The organism is Rossellomorea aquimaris TF-12 (assembly GCF_001648555.1).
Taxonomy (GTDB): domain Bacteria; phylum Bacillota; class Bacilli; order Bacillales; family Bacillaceae_B; genus Rossellomorea; species Rossellomorea aquimaris.
Map to the genome: position 1 here is coordinate 682688 of NZ_LQXM01000029.1, position 14262 is coordinate 696949.

Sequence of the window (14262 nt, forward strand, 5' to 3'; positions counted from 1 at the left end):
GAAGTATTGGTTGCTCTTCATAGACAAGCCCTTATTAAAGCATATGCACGGCTTTAATAAAAATGTCACCACGTTCTTCAAAAGTTCGATATTGATCCCAGCTTGCACAAGCAGGAGAAAGCAACACAACATCACCCTTTTCAGAATGTTCATATGCAACAGGCACTGCCTTTTCAACATTATCGACAGTAATGACCGTTTGTATCCCTGCCTTTTTGCCCGTGTTCCTTAATTTCTCTGCTGTTTCCCCAAAGGTTACTAATACCTTCACATTTTTCATATGAGGGATAAGGTCGTCAAAATCATTTCCACGATCTAACCCACCAGCGAGTAATATCGTTGGTGCTTCAAAAGCATTTAGAGCACTTTTCGTTGCCAATATATTCGTTGCCTTTGAATCATTATAAAATTTTCTGCTGTTTACTTCTCGTACATACTGAGTTCTATGTTTTACACCTGCAAAAGTACTTAGCACACTTAATATATTTTCATTTGATACACCATAAATTTTTGACGCTGCGATAGCACATAGAATATTTTCCAGATTGTGAGCTCCCGGAAGTACAACTGACTCAAGCTCAATAACTTTTTCATCTTTAAAATAAATTGCTCCATTCCTTATATATGCCCCTCCATCAACCTCTCTCGTCGTAGAAAAAGGAATAATTTGAGCATTAGAAAAGGAAACTGTCTCACGTAAATGATCCTGGTCGGCGTTGATGATTAAATAATCATCTTGAGATTGATTTTTAGTGATATTTGCCTTAGCCTTCCAATACTCATTAATATTACCGTGATAATCTAAGTGAGCATCATACAGATTTGTGATAATAGCAATATGAGGAGCGAATTCCTCAATACCCATTAATTGAAATGATGATAGTTCCACTACCATTTTATCGTCTTTTTGGGCTTGCTGAGCAACTTCGGAAGCCACTGTCCCAATGTTTCCTGCAATAAGAGGGTTTTGATTAGCCTGCTTTAATATTTCAAACAAAAGCGTTGTTGTCGTGGTTTTACCATTTGTACCTGTAATACCAATCATTTCAGCCTCAGAAATCAAATAAGCTAATTCCACCTCTGTTAGAACAGGGATTCCTTTTTCGATCGCTTTTTTAATAAGTGGATTATGATAGGGGATCCCTGGATTTTTAACAATATATTGAAATCCTTCATCAAGCAATTCAATAGGATGACTGCCGCATATTACTTTTATACCTTCCTGCAATAGACCTTGTGCTTCAGGATTTTCCTCAAGAGGCTTTTGATCATTTACCGTCACAAATGCTTCTAATTTATGTAGAAGAGAGGCTGCACTAACCCCACTTTTTGCCAGACCCAATACAAGTACCTTTTTATGTTTAAACTTCGTAATTTTTTTCAATTATAACCACACCTCTATATAGATTCCTAGAACAGCAAAAAGTAAACCAACCGTCCAAAACGTCACTACTACTCTCCACTCAGACCATCCCACTAGCTCATAATGGTGATGCAAGGGGCTCATTTTAAAGATTCGTTTTCCGGTCGTTTTAAATGATGCTACTTGAAGAATGACAGACAAGGTTTCAATAACAAAAACCCCACCAATAAGAATTAATATTATTTCTAGTTTTGTCAGGATGGCGATCGTAGCAATGGCTCCTCCTAAGGCAAGTGAACCTGTGTCACCCATAAACACTTTTGCAGGGTGTGCATTAAAAACTAAAAATCCTAGGACTGCCCCCACAACGGCAACACCGAAGATCGCTACATCATATTGAGACTGATTCCATGCAAGGACTGCTAATGCACCAAAAGCAATGGCTGCGGTTCCTGAGACCAATCCATCTAAGCCATCTGTTAAATTTACAGCATTGGAGAATCCAACCAGCCAGAAAATGATAAATAATACGTAAAACACGCCTAAATCAACTGATAAATCTGTTAACGGAATAGATACAGTCGTCGGAAAATCATTTTGTTTAAAAATTAAATAAAAAATGACTGAAATCACGATTTGTCCTACTAATTTTTGCTTTGATGTTAATCCTAAGTTTCTCTTCATTACAACTTTGATGAAGTCATCTAAGAAGCCTAGTAAACCAAATCCTACTGTGACAAGAAGCATTAAATACGTTTCTGGTCCAGGTTCTGAATATTTCCCGGTCATTACTAATGTTGTAATCACAATAGATAAAAGGAATAGAATCCCACCCATAGTAGGGGTTCCGGTTTTTTTCTGGTGAGATTCCGGCCCTTCATCTCGGATACTTTGACCGAATTTTAATCTTCTCAGGAAGGGAATAAAGATTGGTGAAAGAATAACGGTAATTAAAAATGCCATTATGATTGTAAAAAATATTACTTGCTCCATCATGTTATTCCCCTCCCCTTTTGGTTTCTGTATTTTGAATTTTCTTTGATTCAATAATTAGATTAGATTCACTGATATAAATAAACTTCGTCATAATTTCCCACTTTTCTTGAATGTAATTTTGTTTGTAATAGTCATGTAATTCCTCAAATGCTTTTTGAATATCTTCTACTAAAAATACAGGGAAATGGTTTGGTAAGAACGCTGGCACATCGGTATCTTTTTCCCATAAAGTGGCGATGGCTCCTTTTTCTATGCTTTCAAAAAGGTCTACACGCTTTCCACTAGGAATATACAACCCCTTCTTCATTTCTACACTAGTTGAATTACAAACTACTAAAAATTCAAAGCCAGGTAAATGAATACCTAATGTATGAGGAAATAATTTTTTGACATCATCATAGAGAAGCATCTTTCTTCTCCTTTATGATCTGTCTGGCTATTTCTCTATCATCAAAGTCAAACACATTGTGACCAATGATTTGATAGGTTTCATGTCCCTTACCGGCTATTAATACTACATCTTCTTTCCCTGCAAGGTTTATTGCTTCCCTGATAGCTTCTTTTCGATCCTGTATTAATGTATACCCTTTTCCAACTACTCCTAACTCCATATCTTTTAAGATGCTCATTGGGTCCTCAGTTCTTGGGTTGTCTGAAGTGAAAATCGCATAGTCTCCATATTCACATGCTATTTCTGACATAATTGGACGTTTCGTTTTATCTCGATCCCCTCCACATCCGACAACAACAATGATTTTACCTGTTGTAATAGATTGAATGGTTTCTAATACATTTTTTAATCCATCAGGAGTGTGGGCATAATCTACAATGATGGAAAAGTCCTGACCTTCAGATACTGTCTCAAATCTTCCCCTGACTCCTTTTGCACTTTGAAGACTTCTCGTACTATCTTCAATTGAAATACCAGCTGCAAATCCTGTAGCAATCGCTGCTAATGCATTGTATACGTTAAATTGTCCAGCTAGATGGAGAACCATTTCTTTTTCTCCTAAAGGAGTGACCAATGTAAAGGATGATTCCGTTGCTTTTAATAGGATGTCCTTCGCATAAAAATCAGCTGCACTTGATAAACCATATGTAATGACATGTGCGGCTGTGGAATGAATGTAAAAATCAGAAGCGTCATCATCTTTATTAATAATGGCATACTTTGGGGCCTTTTTAAAATAAGTATTCCCTAATTGTGAGAACAATAAGCCTTTGGCATTACGATAATCCACCATTGTCCGATGATAGTCTAAATGATCCTGAGTAAGATTAGTAAAGACTGCAATATCATAATCGCACCCATTCACTCTTCCTTGAGCTAACGCATGTGAAGAAACCTCCATAATAGCAGAATCGACACCTTTTTCACAAAAGTTTTTAAAGGTTTTCTGAAGTGTCAAACTATCTGGAGTTGTGTTGTGGCTTACTTCAAGTTCATCTCCGATTTTAATATGAAGTGTTCCAATCAAACCTGTCTTTCTACCACAACTCGAAAAAACATGATCGATTAAATGAGTTGTCGTTGTTTTTCCATTGGTACCTGTCACACCAACTAAAAGCAATTGATGAGAGGGCTGTTTATAAAAGTAATCTGCGAGGATTGCCATCGCCTTCTTCGTATCAGGAACGACAATGACAGGTATTTGAACATCTACAAATCTTTCTGCGAGGATAGCAGCTGCACCATTCCTTTCAGCAACTTGCGCTAGAGTATGGCTATCAACCTCAAATCCGTTAATACAAATAAATAAGTCACCGCTTTTAACTTTTTTATGGTGATTTGTAATATCTGAAATAACAGGATCCCCTTCACCCTGCACCGAGAAGAACGGTAGTATTTCCAGCAAAGTATGCAATCTCATTTTTTCAACTCCTCACAGGTAGAAAGCAACCTTTTTTTATTTTACAAAAAAATTCGCCTGAAAGCTATCAACCTTTTAACATAGTTTTTTCTTATGATTTACTGATAAACTTTATTTTAGTTTCAATGATTGCAGCGAAAGGATGTTTCCTTCCGTTACGTCCATCTTCAAATATGTTCTATAGAAGACACTGTTATACAGTAGGTGCTTTAATGGTAAGGACAACCGCTTTGCTTGTAGCCAGCTTTCTGCCCGAGGATCCTCCACTTTGCTTCCGGTGTCTCGGCATACCCGTACTTTTTTCATTCATCTACTCGCAGTTCCCCTCACCATCTAAAAAGTCAGTTACAGAGCTTAATGTGACGATAAAATTTATAAAGAACAGAGTTTCTAGTACAATGCCGATATTGACTACTGCTCTGTTAATTCCAAATCAGATGAGTAAATTAATTATGAAATTAACCATTACTCTCTTTTAAATGCAACAATGTTTATGAAAACAGCCTTTGAAAAAGGTCGTCTCAACAAATTCCTATTATTCATTCAACTAAAATAGTGAGAGGTGAATGTAATAGTATATCATGAAAAGTCATGGTAAAGTCTTTCACTCCTCTAAATAAATTCTCACCGTAGATCCTTGTTTAATCTTCACACCTGGGTCTGGTGACTGACGAACTACCTTTTTCCCACTACCACTAATATCAAGTTTTAAATTCACCAGCTGTTGTTGTAATTCCTGTTTCGTAAGTCCAATTAAATCCGGTGTTTCAATCATTGGAACATCATCCCAATTCATTTTCTTCTCAATTTGATCCTTACGCTTAGGTACTCCCATCGCTTCCAAACTATCCCCAATAATACTTCCAGCAATTGGTGCTGCAACCACCCCACCAAATTGGATTGTTCCTTTAGGGTTATCAACTGCCACATATACGACTATTTCAGGGTCATCAGCAGGTGCGATCCCCATAAAGGAAACAATATGATTGTTTTCTAGATACTTTCCATCCTTCGCTTTCTGTGCTGTACCGGTTTTTCCACCTATACGATACCCATCTACAAATGCTTTCCCACCTGTACCTTGTGCAACGACACTTTCAAGAGCTTCCCGTATTTGTTTTGACGTTTCTTCTGAAATAACTCTTCTAACTTTTTCAGGCGTTTTCCTCATGACAACTTCTCCACTGGAAGGATCCACAAGCTCTTTCGCAATAAAGGGCTGATATAGAATTCCACCATTTACAGCGGCTGATACAGCAGCTACTTGTTGAATCGGCGTAACCGCAACACCCTGACCAAAAGCAGTCGTTGCTTGTTCCACTGGTCCTACACGATCAATATTGAATAATATCCCTTTCCCTTCCCCTTGTAGATCAATTCCCGTCTTTTTACCGAATCCGAAATCTTCAATATAGCTAAATAACTTTTCTTTTCCTAATCTGTTTCCTAACTCAACAAAGCCAGGGTTACAGGAATTTTGCACAACTTCGAGAAATGTCTGGGTTCCATGTCCTTTTCTTTTCCAGCAATGGAGAGTGGCTCCTCCCACTTCAATATAACCAGGGTCATGGAATTTTTCTTTATACAAATCTACCTTTCCTTCCTCTAAGGCTGCCGCTAGAGTAATAATCTTAAATGTAGACCCTGGCTCATAGGTACTCCATATTGGTAAATTACGATTATAAATTTCTTGGGGTACATTTTTAAAATTTGCCGGATCAAAGGTAGGACGACTTGACATGGCAAGTACCTCACCTGTTTTAGGGTTCATGGCAATGGCAATAATCCCATCTGGATTATACGTTGCTTGCGCGATGTCCAATTCCCTTTCTACAATCGTTTGAACCTTTGTATCAATGGTAAGCTTTAAATCCAATCCATTCTCCGGCTGTTCAAAGTCATCAGCCATATCAGGCATCCTTTTCCCTTTTGCATCAGAAAAAAACTTCACGTATCCTCTATCTCCACTAAGCTCCTCATCATATGACAGCTCTAGTCCCATTAATCCCTGGTTATCAATCCCTGCGAAACCTAAGACATGGGAAAGATAACTACCGTAAGGATAATAGCGTTTGGAGTCTTCTCCTAAATACACACCCTTAAGATTTAGATCTCTAATTTCTTTCGCTTTTTCATACGAAATTTTTCTACCTTCATTAATTCGTACCATGCTGTCTGCCTGTGTTACATATTTATATGCAACTTCTACTGAAATATTAAGAACAGGGGCTAGTTTCTCAGCAGTATCTTGTGGATTGGTAATTTGTCTCGGTACGACAAATATTGTGGGTGCACTTTGGTTCGTCGCTAATTCCACTCCATTCCGGTCTACAATTTTTCCTCTTTCCGGTTGAAATGGAATATTACGGCTCCATAAATCCTTTGCATTCGAAGTAAGCCAGTCCCCTTTAAAAAACTGAACATACCCCAGCCTGATATCAATGATGGAAAAAATGAATACTCCTATAATAAGAGCATACGCTAATCTTTTTCTTACTGTAACATTCGATACTCTTTTCACAAATGGAACCTCCCCTTTTATGGCTCGTTCCATTATATGCTTGGACATATTTACGTATGTTTGAAAATCCGAGAAGTACCATTTGAAACAAGAAAAAGGATGACTTGTTATTAAAGTCATCCTTTTTATATAATCGACTAATTCAATGGTCTCTCTTCTTCATTCTCTTCAGCAGCTTCATCTGTCTTTTTCTTCTCTAATTGCTCCTGAGGTGTTTTAAAATTAACGACTAAAGGTTCATTTTCCTTCACAGGAGATCCCGGCTGAATATTTTGACTGACAGCATAACCATTGCCAACCATATTGATTTTCAATCCAGCAATATTCGCCACCTTAAACACGTCTCTAACTGACCAACCCTTCATATCAGGAATTGTGATTTCTCCATTCGTTTTGAGCACAACTCTTTCCCCTTCAAGCAACTTACTTCCCGGTTCAGGAATTTGTTTGACGATCTCTATTCCATTTCCAACTACAATTGGAGAAGCACCCATTTTTTCTAATTCTTTCTTTGCTGATTCAACGGCCATCCCATGTGTATCAGGGATTTCCTCTTTTTTGAGACTTACCTTTTCCTGAGGCTTTATATTTAAATATTTCAAGCTGTTTTGCATAACAGGATTGAACACTTGTGATACAGGGTCAGAACCAACTTCAATGTTTTCAAGTTCCGGTTGCTGAATCCCTACATAAACAATAAGCTGCGGGTTTTCAGCAGGAGCCATCCCCATAAAGGAGAAAAGATAGTTTTCTTTCCCTATCATATATCGACCAGTTTCAGGATCAGGTATCTGACCCGACCCTGATTTTCCTGCCACTGTATATCCTTCTATGGCAAACCTTCTTCCTGTACCATCATCTGAAGTGACAGTAGTCGCAAGATATTCTCTGGCCTTTTCGGCTGATTCTTTTGTAATGGGATTTCCTACAACTTCCGGCTTCGTTTCTTTAACAACGCTCTTTGTATTTGGATCTACGACTTTAGAAATGACATAAGGCTTCATCATTTTTCCATCATTGGCAATGGCTGATTCTGCTTGAATCATTTGTAAAGGTGTGACGGTTGTTCCTTGTCCAAAGATAGTTGTGTATTTCTCAATAGGGTAATGATATAAAATAGACCCCTTCGCTTCATGCGGCATACCAAAATTGGTTTTTTCACCAAATCCAAAGTCATGTAGGTACCCTTCGTATTTATCAAAGCCAATCTTATCCAATAGATTGGCAAAAGCCACATTCGAAGACCTTTGAACACCCTCTAAATAAGAGATCGTCCCCCAGCCATCTCCTCCATTGTGATCTCTGATTGGATTAGGAACATTGTCTACATAATACTTTCCGGACTGGTACGTTTCATTTGGATTAAACTTTCCTTCATTAATGGCAGCAGCTAGGGAAAAAGCCTTCATTGTTGAGCCTGGTTCATATGTATCCTCAACAATAAAGTTTGTCCAGTTATCTAATAATCCTTCTCTTGTATCAGGATGAAATGTTGGACGCTGAGACATGGCTAATATTTTTCCCGTTTTAGGGTCAGACACAATCGCAAACATCTTTTTAGGCTTATACTGTTTCTGCACTTGATTAAGAGCCTCTTCTAAAAAGGTTTGAATTTTTTTATCAATTGTTAAGTAAATATCATCTCCATCTTGAGGAGGCGTTACATGTTCATCTGCATTAGGTAACAAATAGCCCCACACATCACTCTTATACTCCACTGAACCGTCTTTACCACTTAATACGTCATTAAAGCTAGATTCAATCCCCATTTTACCCACTGTCTCCGTGTCACCGTTATCAGCTGTGGTCTTCTGGGCAAACCCTATTAAATGAGAAGCAAAAGAGCCATTTGGATAAAAGCGCTTTGCTTCTTTTCTAAAGGTGATACCCGGGATATCACTTTCTCTTATTTTTAACATCATCTGATGAGAAAGATCTCGGCCAGCAGATCCAAATTCGACTTGGTACGCCCCTTCCTTATTCAATCTCTCATAAATTTCACTTTCCTTCATGTCGAGAAATTGAGCAAGTTTCCTTGCCGTTTGAGAAGGATCTGTTACATGATTGGGCTTCTTTGGATCAGTTGTTACACTCGAATCTAATATGGCTACGAGAGTGTACGCTGAAGTATCCTCTGCTACTACCTCTCCCTTACGATCGTAAATCGTTCCTCTATGAGCTTCTAGAATATGACTTTTAATGTACTTTTTTGCTGCTTGAGAAGCCAAAACTTTGCCTTCAGCTTCACCCGTTACTTGAATGGTGACAAAACGAACCATCAATACAAAAAAGAGCAAGCCGAAAATCCCGAAAAGGATGGCTGCCCCTATGTTCATACTTGGTCTTTTTTTCATTATTGTTCAACAACCTTAACATTCTTTTCTTTCAAGTTCAGCCCAAGTTCTTTCGCTTTTTCCAAGATACGCTCATACGTGCTAAGCTCACTAACTTGAAGTTTTAAATCATTATTAGCCTTTTCTTGCTTATCAATGGTCGATTCTACCTGCTGAACCTCTTTGTTCACATCATAAACTGCAGCTTGAGTAGACACAATTTGTACAGCCAAGAAGCAAAATACCATTGCAAAAATAGCGACAAGAATTTTTTCCCCCGGGGTAATAACCGCTCTTCTCTCTTCGGATAAACGCTGTGGCTTCACTTGAACGGATTGATTGTAGTTTTCAACAGATTGCTGTTCGTGCTTTCTAGCTAAATTACTCATTATTCTCCCTCCTATTTCCTTTTTTCTATTTATTTTTTTGTGCTATTCTTAACTTTGCTGATCGAGCTCGGTTATTTTCTTCCAATTCTTCGTCACTAGGTAAAATAGGTTTCCTCGTTACTAGCTTTAGAACTGGCTCATATCCTTCTGGTATGATAGGAAGTCCTGGTGGTAATTCTGGTCCTGCTGCTTTCTCTTTAAACATCGTTTTGCACATACGATCTTCTAATGAATGGAAGGTGATAACACTTACTCTTCCTCCTATATTAAGTAGATCAATCGCTTGTTCAAGCGAGTCTTCGAAAGCTCCTAATTCATCATTAACCGCGATTCGTATTGCTTGAAAGACTCTTTTGGCAGGATGTCCTCCCTTACGTCTAGCAGGGGCTGGAATCCCATCTTTTATTAATTCAACAAGCTCACCTGTGGTTTCAATAGACTTCACTTCACGGGCTGCTTCAATTTTACGCGCAATTTGCTTTGAAAATTTCTCTTCTCCATATCGATAAAAAATTCGTACTAAATCTTCAAAAGACCAGTGATTGACTACATCATAAGCAGTCACATCACCTTGTAAATCCATTCTCATATCAAGGGGTGCATCATGATGGTAACTAAAGCCTCTTTCTGGAGTATCCAGCTGAGGTGATGATACACCGAGGTCGTAAAGTATTCCATCTACACTATGTACTCCAAGTTTCTCAAGTTCTTCCTTAAGATATCGGAAATTGGCTTGTATAAATGTAACTTTATCTTTATGGGCACTTAGCTTTTCCATAGCGTGGTTAATGGCTGTTTCATCTTGATCAAAACAATATAGATGCCCATCTTCAGAAAGTTGATTTACTAAGTATTCACTATGACCGGCTCCACCTAACGTACAATCTACGTAAACGCCGTCACTCTTAATATTCAATCCATCGACAGTTTCTTTTAATAATACAGTTGTGTGATTAAACATGTTGACTTCACCTTTCCAATCGAACATTTAGTGGGATAAGCTAAATATCAAATCCTATCATATTCTCTGCAAGCTCCGCAAATGAATCTTCAGACTGTGTAAAGTAGTCTTCCCATAATGGTTTACTCCAAATCTCAATTCGATTAGAAACTCCTAAAATAATGCACTCTTTATCCAATTGTGCATAATTCACAAGGGTAGCAGGTATATTAATTCGACCCGTTTTATCTAACTCGCTTTCTGTGGCTCCAGAAAAAAAGAATCGAGTAAAGGCACGGGCATCTTTTTTTGTAAGTGGTAGGGCTTTAAGTTTTTCTTCTAGTGCTTTCCATTCTTCCATGGGATAACCAAACAAACATTGATCCAATCCTCGGGTAATAACAAAACAGTCCCCAAGATGATCACGAAACTTAGCTGGCACGATTAAACGGCCTTTATTATCAATGTTATGTTGATATTCGCCCATGAACATATGCACTGCCCCCACTTTCTAACACAAATGTACCACATCCCCCCACTTTTCTCCACTCTTTTCTTAATTCTTTCTTTACAAAATTTTACCTTTAACTTTTTTTAGCCAATTTCTCTTCTTTAGTGACATGTTTACAAAAGGAAATCTTGTCTTATATCAACGTAAAAAGGACCTAATTCGCAATTAAAAACGAATTAGGTCCTTTTTTCTTTCCGTAACATTATATATATACAATTTTATGCTTTCCATCAAATATATATGGTAAATCAGTTAGATCTTTTATAAAGGTAGGACCATATTTATTCAAGAAATAAAGAGTATTCCAGGTTCTTTCTTGTGGACCACCATTTGGCCGGATGCAATTTTCTATTTTATTAAACTGACGAAAAGTAGTTTCATGTTTACTTTTCAATGACTTTTCCTTTTTATCTCTTAAGAAGTCAAATTGACTTAAGTGAAATTCAAGGTTTTTGTTTATTATTAAATGTAAATTAGGGTCTATCTCTTTAGCTTTTTCCCTTATGATTTCGTATTTAGCTTGTAGTGTTTTCTCAATTTCATAGATCTCTTCTTCTATGCTGTAATCTTGTAAAGATTCCCAAAAAACCTTTCTTTCAAACTCAACACCTTCGGCAATAACATGTTGAACAGAAAGATTCAGGTCATGGATTTTCTTTTCAATATCTCTTTCTAAAATAGTGATGTTCAGCCTAGGAATCACTGGTGGCATGGTCAGATCAAAGTGCTCAAATGCCTTTTTCAACTCACCCCAATAGGCTATTTCACCTGGTCCAGCGATAAATGCAAGAGAAGGAAATAACCATTCTTGCATGATTGGTCTTGTCACAACATTATTACTAAACCTTTCAGGTGATTGCTCTACTAACCTTATTAATTCTTCGTTAGAAAAAGCCCTTCCACTTGTTTTATCTTTAAAAACTGAGCCATCTTTTTCTAAAAGTGCTCTTTCATTATTAATGAGAAGAAAGAGATTTGCAGCAGTCGGAGATATTTCTAACTGAGTAGAAAAACCTTTTTGACGAATTTCCTCTTGTTGTTCTAAGACAGCCATCGATATAGATTGACTACTTTCTAGTAAATGATGAAAGTGGGAAGACTCTAATTTCCTTAAAGGCTCGTATGCGGAGTCTATGACAAGGAGTCCAAAGTCTTTAAACAGGCTCATAACCAAATGGGCAAAAAAGCGAACAAGATTATCTTCACTTTCAACCATTTCATCTAAATTTTTAGTTAAATCTTTCGTATATTGGGTTTCACCTAAAGTCTTTGTAATGTCATCCAGCCACTTTTTCATTACTGATTTCGAAAAAGTGATGTGTGAGGTCATTTTTTTCTCCAAAACTCTTTCAGGATATCCAAACTTTTCAAGCTTTCCATCCTTTTCAAGGTAGATATGATTCACTTCTTGGTAATCATGATCTTCACCAGCAATCCAAAAAACAGGTACTACTGGATGGTTTAACTCTTTCTCTTGTTGCTTGGCTAATTGAATAACGGAAATGATTTTATGTATGGTATAGAGAGGGCCTGTTAGCAAGCCCGCTTGCTGACCAGCAACTACAGTTACAGCACCATTTCTTAATTTAGTTAACGATTCTTCTACTTGATGTGATGATGGTAACGAAGTCATATATTCAGAAATACAGTCTGCAAGCTCCAAGGTTGGAAATTCACGTGATTGTAAATCCAACAATCGTTGAGAGAATACTCCAGGTTCATTAATTTTATAGTGAAAAAAAGAAGCTACTGGTTCTTCTTGATTTAAATATTGCGAGGCAAAACGGTTTATTGCTGGAATGTTCAAGCTTTCCAATTCCATATGAATTACTCCTTTTCTAGCTCATTATATCTAACGATGAGTATATCATTCCACTTGAGGAAAAGGAAAAAACTTGCCTACTAAAAATAATAGTATTTATTCTCAATACAATTCTAATAGACGCAAAATTAATCCTGTTACCATTAAAGAAATATACGCCATAAAAAAGAAAATAAAATTAATTCTCCAAAAACCACGAATGACTTTAGGGTAATGAATCTCTCCTTTTGCTTTCCAATATAATATGGCAAAAACTAGACCTATACAGCAAATAATAAGAAAGATGAGCCACAAATAAGATGTTTCCCATATAGCAATAACGATGAAATGTACAGAAATAATGAGCAGAAACGTCGTAATATCAATAGCTACATGGACAGCTTTTCGATGATTCTTTAAGATTTCTTTTGCTAAAATAAAGCTAATAAAATAACCTAAAAATGGAATCATCACAAAAATAGCAATAATGGTTGAGAATACAGATGCCATTTCATCCCCCCTGAGCTTCAAATTCAATTCCTTTAACTAACATGTATAGTACATTCATGGTGGGTAAGAAATGGTTCTCCTCCGTTGCTTTTTGTAGAAGAACCCCTACTATTGTTTCAATCTCTGTCACTTTAGAAGACTCAATATCCTTAAGCATAGAGGATCTATTATGAAAAGTGGTTATACAAATCTCCTGGATTTCTTCCAATGATATAATATCCTTCATGTTTGGAAAAAGAATAAGCATTTCTTTATATAGTGATAATTGAATATCATGAAAATACGTATTGTTAACTAATTCCCCATTGGGAACCCGGGTTATAGCTGTAAGAGGGTTGATGAGAACGTTAATAAAAAGTTTTTTTAAAAGCATCTCTTCATAATCATCACAATAATAAAATGGAAATGTTTCCGTGCTATTAGATAATAATTCTTCTAAAATCTTGTAATCCCCTCTAATTATAGAAACATTTATCTTCCCTTTTCCTCGATGTTCAACTGTATGGTCGCTTACTTTGAACGCACCATGTTCAATGGACCCTACTAATAATGTATGGTGTGGTAAATCTTTCACCCAATCTAAATGTCCGATTCCATTTTGTAAAAACAATAATGGCTGACTTGGATGTAAGGTTTCGATCCACTCTTTTAAAGAAGCTAAGTCATATTCCTTTACAGCAATAACAAGTAAATCAACGTCCAATGAATGACCTGTTAATTGACGGACGTTCACGCTTGTTGAAATAGAAGATTCACTCGTATGTATGGTAATTCCTTTATGTTCTATTTCTTCTCGTTGTTCCAGTCTTCTTACAATTAGTGTTACATCTAGGTTTCTTCCTAAGTATCCTGACAGAAGTAGGCCAATAGCTCCCCCTCCAATTACTCCAATGTTCATAGCTACTCCTTTTAGTACTTAATTGTACAAATATTTTAACAAATTTCCATGTAATAGAAAACCATATAGTAAAAAAGAATGATATTTTCTACTTATTCTCTTAATCGAACAGATGATAACAAAAAAAGA

Annotated in this window: 12 protein-coding genes; all 12 read right to left on the reverse strand. The window is 36.9% G+C overall.

Going from position 1 to position 14262, the window contains the following annotated elements; genetic code table 11:
* Positions 1-34: 34 nt before the first annotated feature.
* Positions 35-1384, reverse strand: a complete 1350-nt coding sequence (murD, locus tag IQI_RS16930) for a UDP-N-acetylmuramoyl-L-alanine--D-glutamate ligase (RefSeq protein ID WP_064093796.1) — start codon at positions 1382-1384, stop codon at positions 35-37.
* A complete protein-coding gene (gene mraY / locus IQI_RS16935) occupies positions 1385-2359 on the reverse strand; it encodes a phospho-N-acetylmuramoyl-pentapeptide-transferase (protein ID WP_064093797.1) in 975 nt (324 codons plus the stop codon).
* Between the two features lies 1 nt (position 2360).
* Positions 2361-2768 (reverse strand): hypothetical protein, encoded by a 408-nt coding sequence (locus IQI_RS16940; protein ID WP_064093798.1) that lies wholly within the window; start codon positions 2766-2768, stop codon positions 2361-2363.
* Entirely contained in the window at positions 2755-4230 is a 1476-nt protein-coding gene (locus tag IQI_RS16945) for a UDP-N-acetylmuramoyl-L-alanyl-D-glutamate--2,6-diaminopimelate ligase (protein ID WP_064093799.1), read from the reverse strand. The genes IQI_RS16940 and IQI_RS16945 overlap by 14 nt, the downstream gene beginning before the upstream one ends.
* Positions 4231-4834: 604 nt before the next feature.
* Positions 4835-6751, reverse strand: a complete 1917-nt coding sequence (locus IQI_RS16950) for a stage V sporulation protein D (protein WP_231893443.1) — start codon at positions 6749-6751, stop codon at positions 4835-4837.
* Positions 6752-6888: 137 nt separating this feature from the next.
* The gene (locus tag IQI_RS16955; protein WP_064093800.1) at positions 6889-9105 is read right to left on the reverse strand and encodes a penicillin-binding protein; all 2217 of its coding nucleotides are present in this window, start codon (positions 9103-9105) and stop codon (positions 6889-6891) included.
* On the reverse strand, positions 9105-9473 hold the full coding sequence (ftsL, locus tag IQI_RS16960; protein WP_064093801.1) for a cell division protein FtsL: 369 nt from the start codon (positions 9471-9473) through the stop codon (positions 9105-9107). The genes IQI_RS16955 and ftsL overlap by 1 nt, the downstream gene beginning before the upstream one ends.
* A 25-nt stretch (positions 9474-9498) precedes the next feature.
* Entirely contained in the window at positions 9499-10434 is a 936-nt protein-coding gene (gene rsmH / locus IQI_RS16965; protein WP_064093802.1) for a 16S rRNA (cytosine(1402)-N(4))-methyltransferase RsmH, read from the reverse strand.
* Between the two features lie 40 nt (positions 10435-10474).
* Positions 10475-10906 carry a division/cell wall cluster transcriptional repressor MraZ gene (gene mraZ, locus IQI_RS16970; RefSeq protein WP_064093803.1) on the reverse strand — a complete coding sequence of 144 codons (432 nt, stop codon included), beginning with the start codon at positions 10904-10906 and terminating at the stop codon, positions 10475-10477.
* A gap of 220 nt (positions 10907-11126) precedes the next feature.
* Positions 11127-12746 carry a bacillithiol biosynthesis cysteine-adding enzyme BshC gene (gene bshC, locus IQI_RS16975; protein WP_064093804.1) on the reverse strand — a complete coding sequence of 540 codons (1620 nt, stop codon included), beginning with the start codon at positions 12744-12746 and terminating at the stop codon, positions 11127-11129.
* 102 nt (positions 12747-12848) lie between these two features.
* Positions 12849-13235, reverse strand: coding sequence for a DUF3397 domain-containing protein (locus tag IQI_RS16980; RefSeq protein WP_064093805.1), 387 nt, complete (start codon positions 13233-13235; stop codon positions 12849-12851).
* A gap of 1 nt (position 13236) precedes the next feature.
* Entirely contained in the window at positions 13237-14133 is an 897-nt protein-coding gene (locus IQI_RS16985; protein WP_064093806.1) for a 2-dehydropantoate 2-reductase, read from the reverse strand.
* Positions 14134-14262 lie beyond the last annotated feature (129 nt).

Bases quoted from the DNA above. Each gene is read 5' to 3' on its own strand.
- mraZ (WP_064093803.1), bottom strand. From the start codon at position 10,906: ATGTTCATGGGCGAATATCAACATAACATTGATAATAAAGGCCGTTTA.
- IQI_RS16955 (WP_064093800.1), bottom strand. From the start codon at position 9,105: ATGAAAAAAAGACCAAGTATGAACATAGGGGCAGCCATCCTTTTCGGG.
- IQI_RS16945 (WP_064093799.1), bottom strand. From the start codon at position 4,230: ATGAGATTGCATACTTTGCTGGAAATACTACCGTTCTTCTCGGTGCAG.
- IQI_RS16940 (WP_064093798.1), bottom strand. From the start codon at position 2,768: ATGCTTCTCTATGATGATGTCAAAAAATTATTTCCTCATACATTAGGT.
- rsmH (WP_064093802.1), bottom strand. From the start codon at position 10,434: ATGTTTAATCACACAACTGTATTATTAAAAGAAACTGTCGATGGATTG.
- IQI_RS16985 (WP_064093806.1), bottom strand. From the start codon at position 14,133: ATGAACATTGGAGTAATTGGAGGGGGAGCTATTGGCCTACTTCTGTCA.
- mraY (WP_064093797.1), bottom strand. From the start codon at position 2,359: ATGATGGAGCAAGTAATATTTTTTACAATCATAATGGCATTTTTAATT.
- IQI_RS16980 (WP_064093805.1), bottom strand. From the start codon at position 13,235: ATGGCATCTGTATTCTCAACCATTATTGCTATTTTTGTGATGATTCCA.
- bshC (WP_064093804.1), bottom strand. From the start codon at position 12,746: ATGGAATTGGAAAGCTTGAACATTCCAGCAATAAACCGTTTTGCCTCG.
- ftsL (WP_064093801.1), bottom strand. From the start codon at position 9,473: ATGAGTAATTTAGCTAGAAAGCACGAACAGCAATCTGTTGAAAACTAC.